The sequence below is a fragment of the Parapusillimonas granuli genome (assembly GCF_013416525.1).
Lineage (GTDB): Bacteria > Pseudomonadota > Gammaproteobacteria > Burkholderiales > Burkholderiaceae_B > Parapusillimonas > Parapusillimonas granuli.
This window is the reverse complement of record NZ_JACCEM010000004.1, coordinates 250,760-271,013: the sequence shown is the minus strand read 5'-3', so window position 1 is coordinate 271,013 and position 20,254 is coordinate 250,760. Positions and strand designations below refer to the sequence as shown.

Annotated in this window: 17 protein-coding genes; 7 read left to right on the top strand and 10 right to left on the bottom strand. The window is 66.1% G+C overall.

From position 1 onward, the window contains the following. Position 1: 1 nt before the first annotated feature. The 5 genes from H0A72_RS08905 to uvrA are packed head-to-tail and all read right to left on the bottom strand — an operon-like array spanning position 2 to position 9,052. Positions 2 to 808 (bottom strand): PhzF family phenazine biosynthesis protein, encoded by an 807-nt coding sequence (locus tag H0A72_RS08905; RefSeq protein WP_180154721.1) that lies wholly within the window; start codon positions 806 to 808, stop codon positions 2 to 4. 36 nt (positions 809 to 844) lie between these two features. Next, on the bottom strand, positions 845 to 1,552 hold the full coding sequence (locus tag H0A72_RS08900; protein ID WP_180154720.1) for a glutathione S-transferase N-terminal domain-containing protein: 708 nt from the start codon (positions 1,550 to 1,552) through the stop codon (positions 845 to 847). After that, complete coding sequence (locus tag H0A72_RS08895; protein WP_180154719.1) at positions 1,549 to 2,211, bottom strand: aminotransferase class IV; 663 nt, start codon at positions 2,209 to 2,211, stop codon at positions 1,549 to 1,551. The genes H0A72_RS08900 and H0A72_RS08895 overlap by 4 nt, the downstream gene beginning before the upstream one ends. Next, on the bottom strand, positions 2,208 to 3,353 hold the full coding sequence (locus tag H0A72_RS08890; RefSeq protein WP_180154718.1) for an aminodeoxychorismate synthase component I: 1,146 nt from the start codon (positions 3,351 to 3,353) through the stop codon (positions 2,208 to 2,210). Before H0A72_RS08890 ends, H0A72_RS08895 begins: the two co-directional genes overlap by 4 nt. Then, entirely contained in the window at positions 3,350 to 9,052 is a 5,703-nt protein-coding gene (gene uvrA, locus H0A72_RS08885) for an excinuclease ABC subunit UvrA (protein ID WP_180154717.1), read from the bottom strand. Before uvrA ends, H0A72_RS08890 begins: the two co-directional genes overlap by 4 nt. A gap of 176 nt (positions 9,053 to 9,228) precedes the next feature. Here uvrA and H0A72_RS22335 point away from each other — a divergent pair, with 176 nt between their 5' ends. Together H0A72_RS22335 and H0A72_RS08880 are read left to right on the top strand one after the other, a co-directional pair. Then, positions 9,229 to 9,357 (top strand): hypothetical protein, encoded by a 129-nt coding sequence (locus tag H0A72_RS22335; RefSeq protein ID WP_264129781.1) that lies wholly within the window; start codon positions 9,229 to 9,231, stop codon positions 9,355 to 9,357. A 191-nt stretch (positions 9,358 to 9,548) separates the two neighbouring features. Then, positions 9,549 to 10,478 (top strand): glycosyltransferase family 2 protein, encoded by a 930-nt coding sequence (locus tag H0A72_RS08880; protein WP_180154716.1) that lies wholly within the window; start codon positions 9,549 to 9,551, stop codon positions 10,476 to 10,478. 52 nt (positions 10,479 to 10,530) lie between these two features. Here the strand turns inward: H0A72_RS08880 and H0A72_RS08875 are convergent, their stop codons facing one another. Further along, positions 10,531 to 11,070, bottom strand: a complete 540-nt coding sequence (locus tag H0A72_RS08875; protein WP_180154715.1) for a hypothetical protein — start codon at positions 11,068 to 11,070, stop codon at positions 10,531 to 10,533. Between the two features lie 131 nt (positions 11,071 to 11,201). Between H0A72_RS08875 and ettA the strand changes: the two genes are divergently transcribed. From ettA to H0A72_RS08860, 3 genes are all read left to right on the top strand, one after another. Continuing rightward, complete coding sequence (ettA, locus tag H0A72_RS08870; RefSeq protein ID WP_180154714.1) at positions 11,202 to 12,875, top strand: energy-dependent translational throttle protein EttA; 1,674 nt, start codon at positions 11,202 to 11,204, stop codon at positions 12,873 to 12,875. 23 nt (positions 12,876 to 12,898) lie between these two features. Next, the gene (locus tag H0A72_RS08865; RefSeq protein ID WP_180154713.1) at positions 12,899 to 13,441 is read left to right on the top strand and encodes an isochorismatase family protein; all 543 of its coding nucleotides are present in this window, start codon (positions 12,899 to 12,901) and stop codon (positions 13,439 to 13,441) included. Between the two features lie 173 nt (positions 13,442 to 13,614). Beyond that, a complete protein-coding gene (locus H0A72_RS08860) occupies positions 13,615 to 13,842 on the top strand; it encodes a glycine zipper 2TM domain-containing protein (protein WP_180154712.1) in 228 nt (75 codons plus the stop codon). Positions 13,843 to 13,931: 89 nt separating this feature from the next. Here the strand turns inward: H0A72_RS08860 and minE are convergent, their stop codons facing one another. From minE to H0A72_RS08840, 4 genes are all read right to left on the bottom strand, one after another. Beyond that, positions 13,932 to 14,198, bottom strand: coding sequence for a cell division topological specificity factor MinE (gene minE / locus H0A72_RS08855; protein ID WP_180154711.1), 267 nt, complete (start codon positions 14,196 to 14,198; stop codon positions 13,932 to 13,934). Between the two features lies 1 nt (position 14,199). Then, the gene (gene minD, locus H0A72_RS08850) at positions 14,200 to 15,015 is read right to left on the bottom strand and encodes a septum site-determining protein MinD (RefSeq protein WP_180154710.1); all 816 of its coding nucleotides are present in this window, start codon (positions 15,013 to 15,015) and stop codon (positions 14,200 to 14,202) included. A 114-nt stretch (positions 15,016 to 15,129) separates the two neighbouring features. Next, a complete protein-coding gene (gene minC / locus H0A72_RS08845; protein WP_180154709.1) occupies positions 15,130 to 15,921 on the bottom strand; it encodes a septum site-determining protein MinC in 792 nt (263 codons plus the stop codon). A gap of 36 nt (positions 15,922 to 15,957) precedes the next feature. Next, a complete protein-coding gene (locus tag H0A72_RS08840) occupies positions 15,958 to 17,724 on the bottom strand; it encodes a glutamine--tRNA ligase/YqeY domain fusion protein (protein ID WP_180154708.1) in 1,767 nt (588 codons plus the stop codon). A 132-nt stretch (positions 17,725 to 17,856) separates the two neighbouring features. Here H0A72_RS08840 and H0A72_RS08835 point away from each other — a divergent pair, with 132 nt between their 5' ends. Beyond that, complete coding sequence (locus H0A72_RS08835; RefSeq protein ID WP_180154707.1) at positions 17,857 to 19,197, top strand: cytochrome ubiquinol oxidase subunit I; 1,341 nt, start codon at positions 17,857 to 17,859, stop codon at positions 19,195 to 19,197. After that, the gene (locus H0A72_RS08830; RefSeq protein WP_180154706.1) at positions 19,194 to 20,243 is read left to right on the top strand and encodes a cytochrome d ubiquinol oxidase subunit II; all 1,050 of its coding nucleotides are present in this window, start codon (positions 19,194 to 19,196) and stop codon (positions 20,241 to 20,243) included. Before H0A72_RS08835 ends, H0A72_RS08830 begins: the two co-directional genes overlap by 4 nt. The last annotated feature ends 11 nt before the right edge of the window (positions 20,244 to 20,254 follow it).

Sequence of the window (20,254 nt, the reverse complement as noted above, 5' to 3'; positions counted from 1 at the left end):
GTCATTCCTTGTCGTCGGGCAGGGTGATGGTGCCTTCCAGGTACTGCACGCAGTCGCCGGACACGTGCACGCGGTCGCCGTCCACCCTGCAGAAGAGCTCGCCCGACCGGCGCGACGCCTGGAGCGCCGACAGTTCGTTCTTGTTGAGCCGTTCCGCCCAGTAGGGGGCCAGCCCCGCATGGATGGAGCCGGTGACCGGGTCTTCATCGCCGCCGTTGGCGGGCCAGAAATAGCGCGAGGCGAAATCGTGGGCGTCGCCCGGCGCCGTGACGGCGACGTCCAGCGGGGCCAGCCTTTTCAGGAGATCCAGCCTGGGAACGACCGCCCGCACCTGCCTTTCGTTCTGGTAGATGGCGATGTAGGCCTGCTGGTTGCGCAGGACGGCCGCCGGCATGATGGTCAGGCCTTCCAGCAGGGCGGTGGGCGGATCGGCCACCGGGCGGGGAGCCCGGTTCGGAAAGCTCATTTCGATCAGGCCCGAGTCCAGCCGCGTGGCGGTCAGCTCGCCCAGCGCCGCGGCATGGAAGCGTATGGGCGACACGGCCATGTCGTACTTGAGCATGACGAAGGCGCTGGCCAGCGTGGCGTGCCCGCAGAAGGCGACTTCGGTCAGGGGCGAGAACCAGCGTATGTGGAAGCGTTCGTCGGCTTCGCGCACGAAGAAAGCGGTTTCCGACAGGTTGTTCTCGGCGGCGATGGCCTGCATGGTGGCATCGGGCAGCCAGGTGTTCAGGGGCACCACTGCCGCGGGGTTGCCCTTGAAGGGAGTGCTGGTGAAGGCGTCGATGTAAAAGATGGAGAGCTTCATGATTGGGGAACCCCATTGAGTCGAGGGCGAAAGGCGTCAGCTTCGCGCAGGGACGGCCAGCCCCCTGGCGACGGCCGGACGGGCCAGGAAGCCGTCCAGGACGCGCTGCACGTTGCGGAAGTCATCATAGCCCACCAGCCCGCCGGCGTCGTAGAAGCCCACCAGATTGCGGACCCAGGGAAGGATGGCGATGTCGGCGATGGTGTAGTCGTCTCCCATCACCCAGTCGCGCCCGTCCAGGCGCTGGTCGAGCACGCCCAGCAGCCGCCGGGATTCGGCCACGTAGCGGTCGCGGGGGCGTTTGTCTTCGTAGTCCTTGCCGGTGAACTTGTGGAAGAAGCCCACTTGGCCGAACATGGGGCCGATGCCTCCCATCTGGAACATGAGCCACTGGATGGTCTCGTATCTGGCCGCCGCGTCCTGCGGCAGGAAACGGCCGGACTTCTCCGCCAGGTAGATCAGGATGGCGCCGGATTCGAAAAGCGCCAGCGGCGCGCCGCGGGGCCCGTCGGGGTCGAGGATGGCGGGAATCTTGTTGTTGGGATTGAGCGACAGGAATTCGGGCGAATTCTGGTCGTTGGTGTCGAAGCTGACCAGGTGGGGCTCGTACGGCAACCCCGTTTCTTCCAGCATGATGGACGCCTTGACCCCGTTGGGCGTGGGCAGCGAGTAGAGCTGGATGCGGTCGGGATGCCGCGCCGGCCACTTGCGCGTGATGGGAAAGGCGGAAAGATCGGTGGTCATGGTGTCGGGTCCTTGTCTTCGAGGTCATTGAATACTATGGCCGCGTCCAGCCATCCGCGCAAGGCATTGGAAACGCGCAGCGCGGAGGCATGCAGCAGGTCGGCGCGGGACAGCCTGGCCTCTCGCGCCAGGCCTTGCTCCAGCAGGCGGGCGCGCTGCACCCCGGGCAGGGCGCCGCAGTCTACCGGCGGCGTGAGCCACACGCCCGCGTCGTCCCGCACATACAGATTGCTGCGGCTGCCTTCGCAGGCTTCGTCTTTGTCGTTGCAGTACAGCACGTCGAAATAAGCAGGGTGCGCGCCCAGCCAGCGCTGGGCCGGTTCGTACCAGGGGCGGTGCGTGGTCTTGTGCCGCAGCCAGACGTGCTCGGCCTGCAAGGGCGCCGCGGCCAGGCGCAGGGCCACGGGCTGCACCGTGGCGGGCAGGGCCGCCGCCTCCAGCGCATGCCGGCCGTCGGCATGCAGCAAGAGCCGCAGCCGGTGGGCGCGGCCGGCGTCGAGCCCCGCGACGCATTGCCGGATGGCCGCGCGCAGCGGCGGACCCGGATAGGCGTAAGCCAGATCGCGGCAGGACGCCTGCAGGCGGCGCAGGTGGAGGTCCAGCAGCGGGACGGCGCCGCCGGGTTCGACGCGCATCGTTTCGATGAGCTGGATGTTCATGCGGGTTCCGAAGGCCGATTGAGGATGCGGGCTTTCCAGTGGCATTCCTGCCATTCCTGTTCCGGATCGGAATCGTGGACGATGCCGCCGCCCACTCCGAAGACGCCCGTGCGTTCATTGTGCATTTCTATGCTGCGGATCGCAACATTCAGCGAGCAGTCCCCATCCGGGGCGAGCCAGCCCACGCTGCCGCAGTAAATGCCGCGCTCCGCCGCTTCGAGCCGCCCGATCATGCGCATGGCGGCGATCTTGGGCGCGCCCGTGATGGAGCCGCAGGGAAACAGGGCGCGCAGCAATTGCTCCAGCGATGCGCCGGGCGCGCGGGCGGTGATGGTGGAGGTCATGGTCCAGACCGAGGGATAGCGCTCCAGCGAGAACAGGGCGTCCACTTTCACCGAGCCCGGCGTGGCGATCCGCCCCAGGTCGTTGCGCAGCAGGTCGACGATCATCAGGTTCTCGGCCCGGTTCTTCTCGCTGTTTTTCAGGGCGGCGGCCGCGCCCTCGTCCAGGGCCGGATCGGCGTGGCGCGGCGCCGTGCCCTTCATCGGCCTGACGGTGAGCACGTCGCCGCGGCGTTCCAGGAACAATTCGGGCGAGAACGACAGCACGCGGCGCGCGCCGTCCTCGATGTAGGCGCAATGGGCGGCGGGATGGCTGCCGGCGATCGCGCGGTACAGCGCCTCGGGCGGCACGGCGGATTCGACGGCGATCGGAAAGGTGAAATTCACCTGATAGAGATCGCCCCGGGCGATGGCGGCGCGGATGTCGGCGATGCGGTCCGCATGGGCCTGTTTTTCCATGCCGGCCCGGGCGCGCGACAAGGCGGCGGGGGCGTCGACCGCCGGCCAGACCGGCACGGCGTCCATGTGCTCATAGGCCAGCGCGGTGAGCCTGGGCCGCCGCGGCGCGCCGTCCGCCGGCGCCGGACCGGCGAGCGGCTGCGCCTGGAAGGCCGGCTCCAGCCATGCGCCCAGCTCGTAGTCGAGCAGCAGCGCCAGCCAGAAGCCCTGTTTCTGCGCCGCCTCGATTTCCGCGAAGGCGGCGGCCAGCTCGCTTGCCGCGTGGGCGCGGACGGCTCCGCGAAAGCCGCGCATTTCCCAAGCCTGCCCCGTCAGGCGATTTTCGAAACGGCATCGATTCATTGCCGCGCCGATTGCATGAAGGCAGCCAGCACCGCGCCGGTGTGTGAACGGTCCTTCAGGCCGATCACCTGTTCCGGCGAACCCTGGGCCACGAGCCGGCCGCCGCCGCTGCCGCCTTCCGGCCCCAGGTCCACGATCCAGTCGGCTTCCGCGATGACGTCCAGATTGTGCTCGATGACGACCACGGTGTTGTCCGCGTCCACCAGCCGGTGCAGCACGTGGATGAGCTTCTCGACGTCGGCGACGGACAGGCCCACAGTCGGCTCGTCCAGCACGTACAGGGTATGCGGGACGCGCGACGCGCGGCCGGTCTTGATCAGGCCGTCCGTCAGGCGCGCCTTGGCCAGTTCGGCCACCAGCTTGATGCGCTGCGCCTCGCCGCCCGAAAGAGTGGGCGAGGGCTGGCCGAGCGTGAGATAGCCCAGCCCCACGTCCTGCATCAGCTGCAGGATGCGCGAGATGCGCGAATGCGCCGAGAAGAACTCCACGGCCTCGTCGACTTCCATCTTCAGCACCTCGCCCGCGCTCTTGCCGCGCCAGGTGACGCCGAGGGTGTCCTTGTTGAAGCGCTCGCCGTCGCAACCGTCGCAAGGCACCTTGACGTCGGGCAGGAAGCTCATTTCCAGCGTGCGCATGCCCTGGCCTTCGCAGATAGGGCAGCGGCCTTCGCCGGTATTGAAGGAGAAGCGCGCCGCCGTCCAGCCCCTGATGCGGGCCTCGCGGGTGTCGGCGAACAGCTTGCGCACGTCGTCCCAGAAGCCCACATAGGTGGCGGGGCAGGAGCGCGGCGTCTTGCCGATGGGGGTCTGATCGACCTCCAGCACCCGGTCCACCTGCTGCCAGCCGGTGATGTCCACGCAGCCATGCCAGGCGGGCGCCTTGCCTTGCGAGACCGCCTGGGCGAGGTTGTCCAGCATGACGTCGCGGGCCAGCGTGGACTTGCCCGACCCCGACACCCCGGTCACGACGCTCAGCCGCCCGACCGGCAAGGCCGCGTCGACGTTGCGCAGATTGTGCAGGTGCGCGCCCTGCACGCGTATCATGGGCGCGTCGCCGGCGACGGGGCGGCGCGGCCGCAGCGGATGGGCCAGCGGATGCTTGAGATAGCGTCCGGTGACGGACGCGGGGTTGTCCATGATTTCCTGGGCCGTGCCTTGCGCCACGATCATGCCGCCGCGCACCCCGGCGCCCGGGCCGACGTCAATGATGTGCGAGGCGCGCCGGATGGTGTCGTCGTCGTGCTCGACCACCACCAGTGTGTTGCCGTTTCCTTCCAGGGCCGCAAGGGCGTTGAGCAGGATCTGGTTGTCGCGCGCGTGCAGCCCGATGGTGGGCTCGTCCAGCACGTAGCACACGCCCTGCAGGTTGGAGCCCAGCTGCGCGGCGAGCCGTATGCGTTGCGCCTCCCCGCCCGACAGCGTGGGCGCGGCGCGGTCCAGCGCCAGGTAGCCCAGGCCGACCTCTCGCATGAAATTCAGCCGCCCGCGGATCTCCGCGAGTATGTCGCGCGTGATCTCGCCTTCGCGCCCCGGCGCGACCAGGCCGGTGAAGAACGAGTGCGCGTCGGACACCGGCATGGAGGCGAGTTCCGCGATGGACTTGCCGCGCCAGCGGAAGGCGCGCGAAACGGGGTTGAGCCGCTCGCCATGGCAGCTGGCGCAGGGCTCCGTGCTGCCTTCGTACCAGGCGTTCCAGGCCGTTTCCTCGCCGGTCTGCTCGGCGTCGAAGCCGGCCAGCTGCAGGCCGGTGCCGAAGCAGCTGTGGCACCACCCATGCTTGGAGTTGTACGAGAACATGCGCGGGTCCGGCTCCGGGAAGCTCGTGCCGCAGCTCGGGCAGGCGCGCTTGACCGAGAAATGGCGCTGCGTGGCGGCCGCGGCCGCCAGCCCGCCCCGGCGGCGCTCGTCGAGCGTCAGCGCGGTGTCGGGCGTGAGGCCGACGAGCACGCTCATGCTGCCCTGGCCGTGCTCGAGCGCGGCGCCCACCGCCGCCCGCAAGCCCGCCTCGGCGCCGGGATCCACCAGCAGATCCGCGACCGGCAGTTCTATGGTGTGCTCTTTGTAGCGATCCAGCCGCGGCCAGGGCGAGACGGGGATGAATGCGCCGTCCACCCGCAAATGCGTATGCCCCTTGCCGGCGGCCCATTTGGCCAGGTCGGTGTAATACCCCTTGCGCGCGGTCACCAGGGGCGCCAGCACGCCGATGTGGCGGCCTTTGTATTCGCGCAGGATCTGGGCCACGATCTGATCCGGCTTCTGAGGCTCCACCGCGACGTTGCAGTCGGGGCACATCTGCGTGCCGAGCTTGACGTACAGCAGGCGCAGGAAGTGGTGGATCTCGGTCATGGTGGCCACGGTGGACTTGCGCCCGCCCCGGCTGGTGCGCTGTTCGATCGCGACGGTCGGCGGTATGCCGTAGATGGCGTCCACGTCCGGCTTGCCGGCGGGCTGCACGATGGCGCGCGCATAGGCATTCAGCGATTCCAGGTAGCGGCGCTGCCCTTCGTTGAACAGGATGTCGAAGGCCAGCGTCGATTTGCCCGAGCCCGACACCCCGGTGATGACGGTGAAGGTGTCGCGCGGGATGCGGACGTTGATGCCTTTCAGGTTGTGCTCGCGCGCGTTCAGTATCTCTATGCTGTGGCCGGCCGCGCCCTGCGCCTGGTAGTCGGCCACGGGCTCCGCCAGCTGGCGCGCCTGCTGCGATTTTTCTTCGTAGACGATGGCGCTGTCGTATTCGGCCAGGGCCATCCCGGTGTGGGACGCGGGGTTGCGCATGAGATCTTCGGGCGTGCCCGCGCCCACCACTTGCCCGCCCGCGTCGCCGCCTTCGGGCCCCAGGTCGATCAGCCAGTCGGCCGCCCGTATGACGTCGAGATTGTGTTCGATGACCAGCAGGGAGTGGCCCGCGCCCAGCAGCTTGCGGAAAGCCCGCATGAGCCGCGCCACGTCGTCGAAGTGCAGGCCGGTCGTCGGCTCGTCGAACAGGAGCAGGCTGCCCTTCTTGGCCACCCGCGCCGACGAGATGCCGCTGCGCGCGGCGGCCGCCAAGTGCCCCGCCAGCTTCAGCCGCTGGGCTTCCCCGCCGGACAGCGTGGGAACGGGCTGGCCCAGGCGCAGGTATTCCAGCCCGACGTCGGCGAGCGGCGCCAGCCCCCACTGCACGTCGCGCAGGCCGCTGAAGAACTCCAGCGCCTCGCTGACGGTCATTTCCAGCACCTGGTCGATCGACGCGCTCTTGCCCAGGTGCTCGACCTTGACCTCCAGGATCTCCGGCCGGAAGCGCTTGCCGTCGCAATCGGGGCAGCGCAGGTAGACGTCGGACAGGAACTGCATCTCGACATGCTCGAAGCCGGTGCCCCCGCAGGTCGGACAGCGGCCGTCGCCGGTATTGAAGCTGAAGGTCCCGGTCGTGTAGCCGCGCTCGCGGGCCAGGGGCGCCTGGGCGAAAAGCTTGCGTATGGCGTCGAAGGCGCCCACATAGCTGGCCGGGTTGGAGCGGGCCGTCTTGCCGATCGGGGTCTGGTCCACCAGCACCACGTCGGCCAGCTGCTCGGCACCCAGCAGGCGGTCGTATTCTCCCGGCGCTTCGGTCGGCTTGCCTTGCTGCTTGAGCATGGCGGGGTAGAGCACGTCCTGGATCAGCGTGGACTTGCCCGAACCGGACACCCCGGTCACGCAGACCAGCCGGCCCAGTGGAATGGAGACGGAAACGTTCTTGAGGTTGTTCGCGCGCACGCCTTCCAGCAGCAGCCTCGGCGTGCCGTCCGCCACGGGCATGGGCCGCGGGGCCTCCACCTTCAGCCGCCCGCCCAGGTAGTTGCCGGTCAGCGTCCCGGCCGCGCGCAGGGCGTCGGGCGTGCCGTCGAAGACCACCCGTCCGCCGCGTTCGCCGGGCCCGGGGCCCATGTCCAGTATCCTGTCGGCGGCGACCATGACTTGCGGATCGTGTTCCACCACGACCAGGGTGTTCCCGTTGGCGCGCAGCCTGTGCATGATCTCCACCACGCGATGCATGTCGCGCGGATGCAGGCCGATGGACGGCTCGTCCAGCACGAACAGCGTGTTGACCAGCGAAGTGCCCAGCGCGGTCGTGAGATTGATGCGCTGGACCTCCCCGCCCGAAAGCGTGCGGCTCTGCCGGTCCAGCGACAAATACCCCAGCCCCACGTCGCACAGGAACTTCAGGCGGCTGCGCACTTCGTTCAGCAGCAGGTCGACGGCCGCGTCCAGGGCGCCGCCGAAACGGATGTCCAGGAAGTAATCGCGCACCCGCTCGATGGGCAGGCGCATCAGGTCGTGGATGCCCAGGCCGGGTAGGGCGTCGAGCCGTTCGCGGCTCCAGTCCGCATGGACGGGCCGGAAGCGCGGGTAGCGGCCGTCGGCGCCGTCCTGCGTGTCGCTGCCCAGCCGCCACAGCGTGGCGTCGGGCTTGAGCCGCGACCCCCCGCATGCGGGGCAGGGGGTGTAGCTGCGGTATTTGGACAGCAGCACCCGCACATGCATCTTGTAGGCGCGCGATTCGAGCCAGTCGAAGAAGCGCTGCGCGCCATACCATTGCGTCTTCCAGGCGCTGGGCCCCCCCTTCCAGTCGGGCGCGCCGTCGATGACCCAGCGCTTTTCGCGCTCGTCGAGCTGCTCCCAGGGCACGTCCAGCCGCACATCGGCGGCGCGGGCGTACTGCTCCATTTCGGTCTGGCATTCCTTGTAGCTGCTCGTCTGCCAGGGCTTGACGGCGCCGCCGCGCAGGGTCTTCTTTTCGTCGGGCACGACCAGGCCGTAGTCTATGCCCATGACGCGGCCGAAGCCGCGGCACGACTCGCAGGCGCCGAGCGGGGAGTTGAACGAGAAGGTGCTGGGCAGCGGCGTGCTGTATTCGATGTCGCAATGCGCGCAATGAAGCCGGTTGCTGAAGCGCCAGACGGTTTCCGCCGCGCCGGATTCGGCCGATTCGGGCATGGCGTGGACGGCGATGTGGCCGTCGCCCTGCCGCAGCGCGGCATCGAGCGCCTCCATGACGCGTTCCGGCTCGGCGCCGCCGTAGCGGAAGCGATCCTGGACCACATGCAGCACCCGCAGGGTTTCGGGCTTGGCCGGCGACTTCTTTTTCGACTTGCCGGCGTGGGCGGCGGGCGCGCGCGTCTGCGTTTCTTCGTGGTGCACGCGCGTGTAGCCCTGCTGTTCCAGGAAGCCGCGGACCTCTTCTTCCGTGTAGTTCGACGGAATCACGATGGGAAAGGTGATCACCAGCCTGGGGTCGCCGTCCCGGGTCAGCGCGGCCAGCTGCCGTGCGATCGACTGGGCGTTGTCGCGCTGCACCAGCGCTCCGCAGCACCGGCAATACAGACGGCCCAGCCGCGCGTACAGCAGCTTCAGGTGGTCGTTGAGCTCGGTCATGGTGCCCACGGTGCTGCGCGAGTTGCGAACCGGGTTGACCTGGTCGATGGCGATCGCGGGCAGTATGCCTTCTATCCGGTCGACCTGGGGCTTGTCCATGCGGTCGAGGAATTGGCGGGCGTAGGGGGAGAAGGTCTCGACATAGCGGCGCTGGCCTTCCGCGTACAGGGTGTCGAAGGCCAAGGAGCTTTTGCCCGAGCCGGAAACGCCGGTGATGACCAGCAGTTTGCCTGTGTCTATGGATACGTCGAGGTTCTTGAGGTTGTTCTGGCGTGCGCCGAAAATGCGGATGTGTGAGCTCATGCGGATATCATAATCTTTCTGCCCCACGAGCAATACGGCAAGCGCCCCGCAGCCCCCATCATGTGCGGCGACGAGTTTTAAGGTAGAATAGCTGGTTAATTTTTCTTGGTCGCGATGTGCGTTTAACCCTTATTTGAACCCGCGCGCCTTTTGCCAGCAAATACCGGAGAACCATCATGGCGGAAATCAAACGTACGCGTCGCAACACCCTTGAGCGCCGTTGCCTGGGCAAAGCCTTCAAGCGTCTTTTCGTGCGCGCGCCCAAAGGCGTTTTCAAGATGCTCGAAAAGGTCAAGCGCGCCTGAAGCTTCACCGGCGCACCAGTCGACATGGCAGTTTTCGTCGGGCAAACGCGGCCATCTGCATTGAAAATGCGGGAACATGCGACAAAATTATGACGAAAAGTAAGACTGGCAAGGAAACCGCAGATCATGGGTCTGCGGTTTTTTTTTGGCCTATGATGGCGGCATAAAAAGACTTCATATGCATATCCATCATGTCTTCCTGGCGCCATCTATTCACGGTTGTCACGCCTACCTATAACCGGGCCCACACTCTGGAAAGAGTGTATGCGTCGCTGCGCGAGCAATCGTTCCAGGATTTCGAATGGGTCATCGTGGACGACGGCTCGACCGACAACACCCGCGCCATGGTCATGAGCTGGCAGCAGGAGGCCAGCTTCCCCATCCACTACATGTGGCAGCGGAACCAGCACAAGAAAACGGCATTCAACCGGGGCGTCCGCAAGGCCAGCGGCGAACTGGTCGTGGCGCTGGACAGCGACGACAGCCTCGATACCAACGCCCTGTACACCATGGCCCGCGTCTGGAGCGACATTCCCGAACGCGAGCGGTCGCGGTATGTCGCCATCACCGGCTTGTGCGCCAAGCCGGACGGCCGCATCGTGGGCGATATGTACCCGCGCGACGTATTCGACGCCACGGCGCTCGACATGACCTTCAAATACCATGTCAAGGGCGAGAAATTCGGCTGCCTGCGCACCGACGTCCTGCTGCAGTTTCCCTTCCCCGAGGAGATCGCCGGTTTCGTGCCGGAAAGCCTGGTGTGGCGGGCGATCGCGCGCGCCGGCTATTTGACCCGTTTCGTCAACCAGGTGTTTCGCGTCTACCACGACAGTTCCGATTCATTGTCCAGGCAGGGCGCGGAAAGCCAGCAGCATGCCCTGGGCCTGTGGCTGCTGGCGCAGGACACCGTGGTGGAATGCCTGCCCTGGTTCCGCTACCGTCCGCAGGCGTTTCTATTGGCGGCCGCCCGCTATACGCGTTTTTCGCTGCATCTGCGCCATAACCGGCAGGGGTTTCCCGCCGGCCGCAAGCTGAAGGGCCTGGCGTCGCGCGCGCTGGTGGGGCTGATGTGGCCGGCCGGCGCGGTGCTCTACATGCGCGACCGCCTGAAGGCAAGCTGACGCCGCAGCGCGGGGCCCGGGCCTGGAGCCGCGCCTATTGGCGCCGGCAGCCTCAGTGCAGGGTGCGCGGCGTGCCGGGACCGCCGCTTCCGTAGGAGTCGCGGCCGTCCGCGTCGCGGTCTTCGCCGTCATCGCCGCCATCCTCGTCGTCGAGGTCGTCATCGTCATCGCTTTCAGGGGCGAGTTCGTCGGTCATGACGAAGGGCAGGACGTCGTGCAGGGTGTCGGCCCAGGCGACTTCCTCGCCTTCCTGGTCCACTTTGATGAAGCGTACGCCTTCGAGGTCGGACAGCTGTATGGCCCACAGGTATTCGCAGTCGAAGACGTCGCCGTCGGCGATGGTCATGCCGCCCTTGTTGCCGATGATTCTGGCATTGGGGCCGCCGATCTGGACGACGACGAAGTCGGAAGGGTCGTCTTGTATGTCGAGGGGAACGGCGAAGATGACCCATTCGAATCCCGTTTCTTCGGCGTCCATGACTTCGGCCAGCACGGGCTTGCCCATGTAGGCGCTCAGGGCGTCTGCGCTGCGGCCCAGCAGATCGAGCTCGTCGGCGGTGAAGACGAGGGGCGGTTCTTGGGTGTCGGACATGGGAGGATCGGGCTGTGAAATGGTTATTTTAAAACATCGATGGCGGGCGCGGGCTCCCGCGGCGGCGCATCGGACTCCTTGCCCGGTTCCGGCCTACAATCGATGCTTTTCCATTTCCCATTTTTCTTGTTATGGCTCAATACGTATACACGATGAACCGGGTCGGCAAGATCGTGCCGCCCAAGCGCCAGATTCTGCGTGATATCTCCCTGTCGTTCTTCCCGGGCGCCAAGATCGGCGTCCTGGGCCTCAATGGCTCCGGCAAGTCCACCCTGCTCAGGATCATGGCCGGCATCGACCGCGACATCGAAGGCGAAGCCATTCCGATGCCCGGCATCAAGATCGGATACCTGCCCCAGGAACCCGTGCTCGATCCCGAGCACACCGTCAGAGAATCCGTCGAAGAAGGGCTGGGGGAGCTGTTCAGCGCCCGCAAGCGCCTTGAAGAAGTCTACGCGGCCTATTCCGAGCCCGATGCGGATTTCGACAAGCTCGCCACGGAGCAGGCCGAGCTCGAAGCCGTCATCGCCGCCGCGGCTTCCAGCGGCGCGGACGACATCGAGCACCAAATGGAGATCGCCGCGGACGCCCTGCGCTTGCCGCCCTGGGACGCGCGCATCGGCAATCTTTCAGGCGGCGAGAAGCGGCGCGTGGCGCTGTGCCGCCTGCTGTTGTCCAAGCCCGACATGCTGCTGCTGGACGAACCCACCAACCACCTGGACGCGGAAAGCGTGGAGTGGCTGGAAGTCTTTCTGCGGAAATTCCCGGGCACCGTCGTGGCCGTGACCCACGACCGCTACTTCCTGGACAACGCGGCTGAATGGATACTGGAACTGGATCGCGGCCACGGCATCCCCTGGAAAGGGAACTACAGCTCCTGGCTCGAGCAGAAGGACGACCGCCTCAAGCAGGAGGAAGCCAGCGAATCCGCCCGCCAGCGCACGATCAAGAAGGAGCTGGAATGGGTGCGCCAGAATCCCAAGGGCCGGCAGGCCAAGGCCAAGGCGCGCCTGGCCCGCTTCGAAGAGCTCTCTTCGCATGAATACCAGAAACGCAACGAGACCCAGGAAATCTTCATACCCGTGGCCGAGCGACTGGGCAATGAGGTGATCGAATTCGAGAACGTCAGCAAGGGGTACGGCGATCGGCTCCTGATCGACAACCTGAGCTTCAAGGTGCCGGCCGGCGCCATCGTCGGGATCATCGGCCCCAACGGCGCCGGCAAGTCCACTCTGTTCCGGATGATCGCGGGCAAAGAACAGCCGGATTCGGGCCAGGTCAAGGTCGGCAAGACGGTCAAGCTGGCGTATGTGGACCAGTCGCGCGAATCCCTGCCGGACGAAAAGACCGTGTTCGACGCCATTTCCGACGGCGCCGACTTGCTGACGGTCGGCCGCTTCGAGATGCCTTCGCGCGCCTATCTGGGCCGGTTCAATTTCAAGGGCGCCGACCAGAACAAGACGGTGGGCAAGCTGTCCGGGGGTGAACGCGGGCGCCTGCATCTGGCCAAGACCCTGATCGCGGGCGGCAACGTGCTCCTGCTGGACGAGCCCTCGAACGACCTCGATGTCGAAACGCTGCGCGCGCTCGAAGACGCGCTGCTGGAATTCGCGGGCAGCGTCATGGTCATCAGCCACGATCGCTGGTTCCTGGACCGCATCGCGACGCACATCCTGGCTTTCGAAGGGGATTCCCAGGTCGTGTTCTTCGACGGCAACTATCAGGAATACGAGGCCGACAAGAAGCGGCGCCTGGGCGAGGAGGGTGCGAAGCCCAAGCGTTTGCGGTATAAAGCGCTGAAGTAGCCCCGCCTTGGAAGGAAGCCGCCATGCACACTCTGAGTACGCACGATTCGATGCTGCTGGTCGTCGACATGCAGTCGGCCTTGCTGCCCGCCATCCAGGATCACCAGGCGCTGGCCGCGCGCGCCGGCCGCCTGGCGCAGGCGGCGCAATTGCTGGGCGTGCCCGTGGTGGCCACCGAGCACTGCGCCGGCAAGATCGGCCCCACCGCCGACGCCCTGCGGCCCTGGGTGGACCACATCGTCCAAAAGACGCATTTCGACGCCACTCGCGAAGCCGGCTTTCTTGCCGAGCTTCCGCGCGGCCGGCACGACGTGTTGTTAATTGGCGCCGAGGCCCATGTGTGCGTGTTACAAACCGGCCTGGGGCTGGCCCGGCTGGGGCTGTCGCCCATTCTGGTCACCGACTGCATCGGTTCCCGGCGCGCGTCCGACTATCACGCCGCATGCGCGCGCTGGCGCCATCATGGGCTGGAAGCCATCAGCGCCGAAATGGCCATGTTCGAGTGGCTGGAATCCCCCGACCACCCGCATTTCAGGGAAGTCCTGGCGCTGGTCAAAGCGGGCTAGGCCCTGTTGGCGCTACGAGGCGGGCGGCACTGGCCGGCCACTGGGGGCGGGCCGGGCGCCCAGGCTGATACATTTGTTTCGTGCTCTCACAAGCTCATCGCTTTGCGTCTTGATTACGAAACAGGATTTCGGCTACCTTGAGCGGTGTGTATTTGTTTTACGGAGATAGAAAAATGAAATCGACGACATGGGCAAAACTGGGCGCGGCGGGTGTATTGGCCGTGGCCATGGCGGGGTGTTCGTCCTGGGACAACATGAGCCATCGCCAGAAAAGCGCGGTGACCGGCGCGGGCATCGGCGGTGTCGCCGGCGCGGTGGTGACCGGAGGCGGCGTGCTGGGCACCGTGGGCGGCGCGGCCATCGGCGGGGTCATCGGCGACCAAGTCGGCAAGAACCGATAGGCCGGCGGCGCCGGGGCGGCCATGAGGGCGGCCTGCGTGCGCGGCTGAAGCCGGAGGACCGTGTGGGGCTGGGCCCTGCACGGTTTTTTTTATGCCGAACGCCCTTCGGGTTGCGGCATTTCGATTTTGACTTCCAGGATTTCCAGGGAATCCTGGCGTTCCAGGTTGACTTTGATGTCGTCGGGGTTGATCTTGACGTAGCGGGAAATGACCTCGACCAGTTCCTTCTGAAGGCGGGGCAGGTAGTCGGGCGTGACGCCGTCGCCCCGTTCGTTGATCAGGATGAGCTGCAGGCGGTCGCGGGCCACGCTTGCCGAGGTTTTCTTCTGCCCGCGAAGGAATGACAGGAAGGACATGTTATTTCCCCCCGAATAAGCGCTTGAACAGGCCGGGCTTTTCGTATTCGACGAATTTCAGGGGCTTTTCTTCGCCCAGGTAGCGGTCGACGACGTCCATGTAGGCCACGGCGACGTCGGTGTCGCGCAGATGGATGGCCGGGATGCCCTGGTTGGAAGCCTGCAGGACCGATTCCGATTCGGGAATGACGCCGATCAGCTTGATGCGCAGGATGTCTTCGATGTCCTTGAGCGACAGCATTTCGCCTTCGGCGACACGCTTGGGGTTGTAGCGCGTGAGCAGCAGGTATTCCTTGATCGGTTCCTCGCCTTTTTCGGCCCGGCGCGACTTGGCGGACAGGATGCCGAGGATGCGGTCGGAATCGCGCACCGAAGAGACTTCGGGATTGGTGACGACCAGCGCGTCGTCGGCGAAGTACGAGGCCATGAGGGCGCCGGTCTCGATGCCCGCCGGGGAGTCGCACACGATGTATTCGAAGCCCATCTCGCCCAGGTCCTTCAGGACTTTTTCGACGCCTTCGCGGGTGAGGGCGTCTTTGTCGCGGGTTTGGGAGGCGGGAAGAATGAATAGGTTTTCCAGCTGCTTGTCGCGTATCAAGGCCTGGTTCAGCGAGGCCTCGCCCTGGATCACGTTGACGAAATCATAGACGACGCGGCGTTCGCACCCCATGATGAGATCGAGATTGCGCAACCCCACGTCGAAGTCAATGACCACGGTCTTGTGGCCGCGCATTGCCAATCCCGAAGAGAAGCTTGCACTGGTGGTTGTTTTGCCCACGCCGCCTTTGCCGGAGGTCACCACAACAATTCGCGCCATGACGATAGAGTTCCTTATGGTTTTTGGTAAATCACGTAATCGTAATGCATATCGGTCCCGAAAATACTGAAGCGAACGGCATTTCCGGTGCTGCTTCGCAACAAATATTATCCGCTACTTGGTCAGGGGCGTGAGCTTCAGGGTGTCGTCCTCCAGGTGCACGATGGTCGGCCGGTTGCGCAGGGAATCGTCGAGCTGGGTTTCGATGACGCGGTAGACGCCGGCGATGGCCAGCAGCTCGGGGTCGAGCTGGGTCGTGAAGATGCGGGCGCTGGCGTCGCCGCGCGCGCCGGCCATGGCCTTGCCGCGCAGCGGGCCGTATACGTGGATGTTGCCGTCGGCGATGACTTCCGCGCCCTGGCTGACGACGCCGATGACGATCAGGTCGGTGTTGCGCGCATAGATGCGCTGGCCGGACCGCAGCGGCCGGTTGATGACCATGGCCGCGGGCGCCGGCTCCGCGGGAGCGTCCGAGGGCGCCGGCTTGGCCTTGGCGGCGGGTGCCTGGGGTTCGGCCGCGGGCGGCGCCACGACCGGAACGTCTTTGTCGGGCGCGGGCGTGCTGGCCGGGCGCGGCGTGGGGCTGGACAGGTCCACCGCGGGCAGGCCGTGGGCCAGGGCGCCGGCCAGCATGGCTTCGGGGGCCACCACGCCGACGGGGTGCAGCTTGTGGGCCTTCAGCGCCTGGACGAGCGCGCCCCAGTCCGCGGGCTGGTCCAGCCTGCTTGCGTCGAGAACCACGGGCTCGTTTTCGAAGAAAGCGCCCGCATCGTTCATTCTTTGCGCCAGGGCGGCCGTCAGCGCGTCGGTTTCATGGCTGTGCAGCACGACACGGACGGCATACAGGGTGGCGCTTTTGAAATCCAGCGCCAGCTGGCTTTTGCGGGAGGGGGATGAGTCGCTCACTGATCTGATTCGCAAATAAAGTTACATGTCCCGGGTTCATTTCTGGGGCGCCCAGGAATCCTTTAGGGTCGTGCTGCGGTTGATGACCGGCTTGTCGGCCGTGGAGGCTTCGCGATCCGCCACGAAATAGCCCAGGCGCTCGAATTGCCAGGACTGCCCCGGATCGGCGACGGTGCCGGGCTCCAGCCAGCCCTGAACCACCCGGCGCGAATCGGGATTGATGGCGGCGAGGAAGTCCTTGTCGCCGGCGTCGGGGTGCGGATCGGCGAACAGGCGGTCGTACAGCCGGATTTCGGCCGGCACGGCATGCGCGGCGCTGACCCAGGTGATGTTGCCCTTCACCTTGATCGCGTCGGCGCCCGCCGTGCCGCTCTTGGTGTCGGGCAGGTATTCGGCATGGACTTCGACGACATTGCCGTCGGCATCCTTCACGCAACCGGTGCAGCGGACGACGTAGGCGTATTTCAGGCGCACCGTGTTGCCGGGGTAAAGCCGGAAGTACTTCTTGGGCGCCTCTTCGCGGAAATCGTCGCGTTCGATCCAGAGTTCGCGGGTCAGGGGGAATTCGCGCTGGCCGGCATCGGGGTCGTGCGGGTTGCGCGGCGCGCGGCAAATCTCGGTCTGGCCTTCCGGATAGTTGGTGAGCACCAGCTTGATGGGATCCAGCACGGCCACGGTGCGCGGCGCCTTGGGGTCGAGATCGTCGCGCAGCGCTTGTTCCAGCACGCTGTAGTCGATGCGGGAATCGGCCTTGGACACGCCCAGGCGTTCGCAGAACAGCCGGATGGACGCCGGCGTATAGCCCCGGCGGCGCAGGCCGGCCAGGGTGGGAAGGCGCGGATCGTCCCAGCCGTCCACGTGGCCTTCGCGCACCAGGTGCAGCAGCTTGCGCTTGCTGGTCACCACATAGGTGAGGTTCAGGCGGGCGAATTCATACTGCTGCGGCAAAGGGCGCGACAGCTGCCCGAGGTCGGCCAGGTGGTTCAGGATCCAGTCGTAGAACGGCCGCTGGTCTTCGAATTCCAGCGTGCAGATGCTGTGGGTGATGCCTTCCAGGGCGTCCTCCACGGGATGCGCCCAGGAGTACATGGGATAGATGCACCATGCGTTGCCGGTGCGGTGGTGCGCGACGTGGCGGATGCGGTACAGCACGGGGTCGCGCATATTGATGTTGGGCGAGCCCATGTCGATTTTGGCGCGCAGCGCCATGCTGCCGTCGGGATGCTTGCCGTCCCGCATCTCGCGCAGCAGCCGCAGCGATTCCTCGGCGGGCCGGTTGCGCCATGGGGAGTCCGTGCCTTTTTCCGTCAGGGTGCCGCGCGTGGCGCGCATTTCGTCGGCGCTTTGTTCGTCGACGTAGGCCAGGCCGGCCCGCACGAGCGCTTCGGCGAACTCGTACATGTATTCGAAGTAGTCGCTGGCGAAATAGCAGTTGTTCTCGTCGCCGTTGGTCCAGTCGAAGCCCAGCCATTTCACCATGTCGATGATGGCGTTGACGTATTCGTCTTCTTCCTTTTCAGGGTTGGTGTCGTCGAAGCGCAGGTGGCAGGCGCCCTGGTAGTCGCGGGCCAGGCCGAAGTTCAGGCAGATGCTCTTGGCGTGGCCGATGTGCAGGTAGCCGTTGGGCTCCGGCGGAAAGCGCGTGCGGATGCGCGCGGCGTCGATGGCGCCCTGCCGCTGGACGGAGGCCGGACCCGGCCGGCCCGCCCAGCGTTTTTCCGCATAGCGGCCTTGGGCGAGGTCGTTTTCAATGATGGTGCGCAGAAAATTGGATACCGGAGCGGGGGTGGGCACTGAGGTCATTACGATATTGGAAACAGGATGTCGAGTGAAGTAAGCATTTTGCCACGTTCGCCGATATTTGCCTCCCGGCCGCGGCCAAACTGGCGCCGGACGGTTTACAAATGGCGAAGTGGCTCTAAACTAGCGCTCATTATGACGTACTCGACATTGTGGTTATCACAAATCCAGTTCTTTGCCAGCCTCGGTTTCATGCTGATGTTTCTCGTCATAGAGCTGGGGCTGGCCTGGGTGCTGCTGTACTTCAAGCTTCGCGCCTTCGGGCGCGAGCATGCCGCCTGGACGGCCGCCTACCGTTTTTGGGTGCGGGTGTTCGCGCTGGCTTTCGTGCTCAGCTTTGCCGCGAGCATGCCGGTGTTGATCCAGCTGGGCGGCCTCTGGCCCACGCTGATGGAAAAAATCGGCGACGTCGCCGGTCCTCTGCTGGCGGCGGGCATTTTGTCCACTTTCATCTTCAAGTCCTGTTTCCTGGGCGCCATGCTGTTCGGGCAGCGCCATCTGTCCGAGAAGCTGCACGCCCTGGTGGTCTTCATGGTGGCGCTGGGGGTGACCGCCTCCTCGTTCTGGATGCTGGCCCTGCTCTCGTGGATGCACGTCCCGACCGGCGCCCGCATGCTGGACGAACGCTACTGGGTAATCGACTGGGCGGACATCATCTTCAATCCCGCGCTGCCCTGGTATGGGGGGCTGTTCATGCTGACCGGGCTGCTGACCGCCGCCTTCCTGGTGTTGGGCATCATCGCGCTGCAGACCCTGCGCCGCCCGGTGGACGAAAGCGGGCGCCTGGTGTTCAAGACGGCCGCCTGGCTTGCCGGCGCCAGCATCGTGCTGCAGGCCGCGCTGGCGGCGGGGGCGGGCGGCATGACCGCGCAGTATCAGCCCGCCAAGGCGGCGGCGGTGTCGGGCTATTGGCATAGCGGCGAACTTCCCCGGGTGGCCCTGTTCGACGCGTCCGGCGCCCAGGACCGGGCCGGCGACGAGGAATCGATCTGGCACGCGGCGGCCGGCCACTGGCTGGGCCGCGACAAGAACGGCCGCTACCGCGGGCTGGACCAGTTCGCGGGCATGGCCCCGCCGGTCGCCGTCACCTTCTGGTCCTACCGTCTCGCGGTCTTCACGGGGCTGCTCATGCTGCTCGTGGCGGCGGTCACGCTGCTGCGTGGCAGGCGGCGCGGTTTCGATCCCGGCGCGCTGTCCCGGGGCTGGCGCCGGGTGCTGATCGCCATGAGCTTTTCCGGCTGGCCCATGCTGCTGGGCGGCGCGGCCTACGTGTTTTTCGGCTCCTTCCCCTATGCCGTGACGGGGACGATCACCGTCAGCGAAGTCACCGGCGACACGCCTTTCGACATCATCCTGGGGGGCTATCTGGCCTACCTGCTTTTCTATGCGTTGTTCCTGGCGGGCTTCTTCCAGATGCTGCGGCACATCGTGCGCTACGGCGTCGTGCCCGTCGCGCGCCACAGGGGGCGGGCATGATCGATTCCTTGGCCGTGGCGCTGGGCCTGGGCGCCCAGGATCCATCGTTCTGGATGCCGCTGGTCTTCATGGCGCTGTTTTACGGAATCGTGGTCGCCGGAACGGTGCTCGACGGCTTCGACATCGGCGTGGGCTGCCTTGCCCTGTTCGCGCCCAGGGCGCTGCGCCCGCGCATGCTGTCCCTGCTCAGCCCATGGCGCGACGCCAATGAATTCTGGCTGTTCCTCGGCCTGGGCCTGTTCGTGTCGGCTTTCCCCCATGCCTGGGGCCACGTCATGAGCGCCCTGTACCTGCCCATGTGCCTGCTCGCCCTCGGCGTCCTGCTGCGCTCGGTCTCCTTCGAGATGCGCCTGCGGGCCCACAAGGAGCTGCAGGGGCGCTGGCTGGCGGGCTTCGCGGTCGGTTCGCTGATGACGGCGCTGGCCCATGGCGCGCTGCTGGCCCAGATCGTGGTGACCTACCAGTCGCGCTCGGGCTATCTGTGGTTCACCGTATTCGTGGCGGGCTGCGCGGTGGCCGCCTATTGTCTGTTGGGCGCGGCCTGGCTGATCATGCGGGTGGCCGGGGAACTGCGCGCCCGCGCGGTGATGTGGGGCCGCCGGGCGGTGCGCTGGGTGGCGGCGGGGACGGTGGCGGTATCGCTGGTCCTCGCCTTCGACAATCCGGGCGTGTTCCTGAAATGGAGCGACGGGCCGCGCTGGCCGAACATCGCCTTGCTGTGGGGCGCCATGCTGCTGTGCTTCGTATCCATTGAAATGTGCTTGCAGCGCATGATCAACCGGAGCTACCGAACGACGGCCTTGCCTTTCGTGCTGACGCTGTTGATTTTCCTGGCGGTGCTGGGCGGGCTGGGCTACAGCTTTTTTCCTTATCTGGTGCTGGACGATGTGACGATCTGGGACGCGGCGGCTTCGGTGGGCTCCTTGCGGCTGATTCTTTCGGGCACCATCATTGCGTTGCCCGTCGCCTTGATTTTCAACATCTGGGTGTACCGGCGCATGTTCGGGCTGTCGATCCCGCCGGCGCCGCCGGAATACGCGGGCTAGGGCCTGTTGAC

What these genes read in the sequence shown, in the direction of transcription:
- uvrA (WP_180154717.1), bottom strand. Translation starts at nt 9,052, where the DNA reads ATGAGCTCACACATCCGCATTTTCGGCGCACGCCAGAACAACCTCAAG.
- H0A72_RS08840 (WP_180154708.1), bottom strand. Translation starts at nt 17,724, where the DNA reads ATGACCTCAGTGCCCACCCCCGCTCCGGTATCCAATTTTCTGCGCACC.
- H0A72_RS08905 (WP_180154721.1), bottom strand. Translation starts at nt 808, where the DNA reads ATGAAGCTCTCCATCTTTTACATCGACGCCTTCACCAGCACTCCCTTC.
- H0A72_RS22335 (WP_264129781.1), top strand. Translation starts at nt 9,229, where the DNA reads ATGGCGGAAATCAAACGTACGCGTCGCAACACCCTTGAGCGCCGTTGC.
- H0A72_RS08830 (WP_180154706.1), top strand. Translation starts at nt 19,194, where the DNA reads ATGATCGATTCCTTGGCCGTGGCGCTGGGCCTGGGCGCCCAGGATCCA.
- H0A72_RS08895 (WP_180154719.1), bottom strand. Translation starts at nt 2,211, where the DNA reads ATGAACATCCAGCTCATCGAAACGATGCGCGTCGAACCCGGCGGCGCC.
- ettA (WP_180154714.1), top strand. Translation starts at nt 11,202, where the DNA reads ATGGCTCAATACGTATACACGATGAACCGGGTCGGCAAGATCGTGCCG.
- H0A72_RS08900 (WP_180154720.1), bottom strand. Translation starts at nt 1,552, where the DNA reads ATGACCACCGATCTTTCCGCCTTTCCCATCACGCGCAAGTGGCCGGCG.
- H0A72_RS08860 (WP_180154712.1), top strand. Translation starts at nt 13,615, where the DNA reads ATGAAATCGACGACATGGGCAAAACTGGGCGCGGCGGGTGTATTGGCC.
- H0A72_RS08875 (WP_180154715.1), bottom strand. Translation starts at nt 11,070, where the DNA reads ATGTCCGACACCCAAGAACCGCCCCTCGTCTTCACCGCCGACGAGCTC.
- minD (WP_180154710.1), bottom strand. Translation starts at nt 15,015, where the DNA reads ATGGCGCGAATTGTTGTGGTGACCTCCGGCAAAGGCGGCGTGGGCAAA.
- H0A72_RS08890 (WP_180154718.1), bottom strand. Translation starts at nt 3,353, where the DNA reads ATGAATCGATGCCGTTTCGAAAATCGCCTGACGGGGCAGGCTTGGGAA.
- minE (WP_180154711.1), bottom strand. Translation starts at nt 14,198, where the DNA reads ATGTCCTTCCTGTCATTCCTTCGCGGGCAGAAGAAAACCTCGGCAAGC.
- H0A72_RS08880 (WP_180154716.1), top strand. Translation starts at nt 9,549, where the DNA reads ATGTCTTCCTGGCGCCATCTATTCACGGTTGTCACGCCTACCTATAAC.
- H0A72_RS08865 (WP_180154713.1), top strand. Translation starts at nt 12,899, where the DNA reads ATGCACACTCTGAGTACGCACGATTCGATGCTGCTGGTCGTCGACATG.
- H0A72_RS08835 (WP_180154707.1), top strand. Translation starts at nt 17,857, where the DNA reads ATGACGTACTCGACATTGTGGTTATCACAAATCCAGTTCTTTGCCAGC.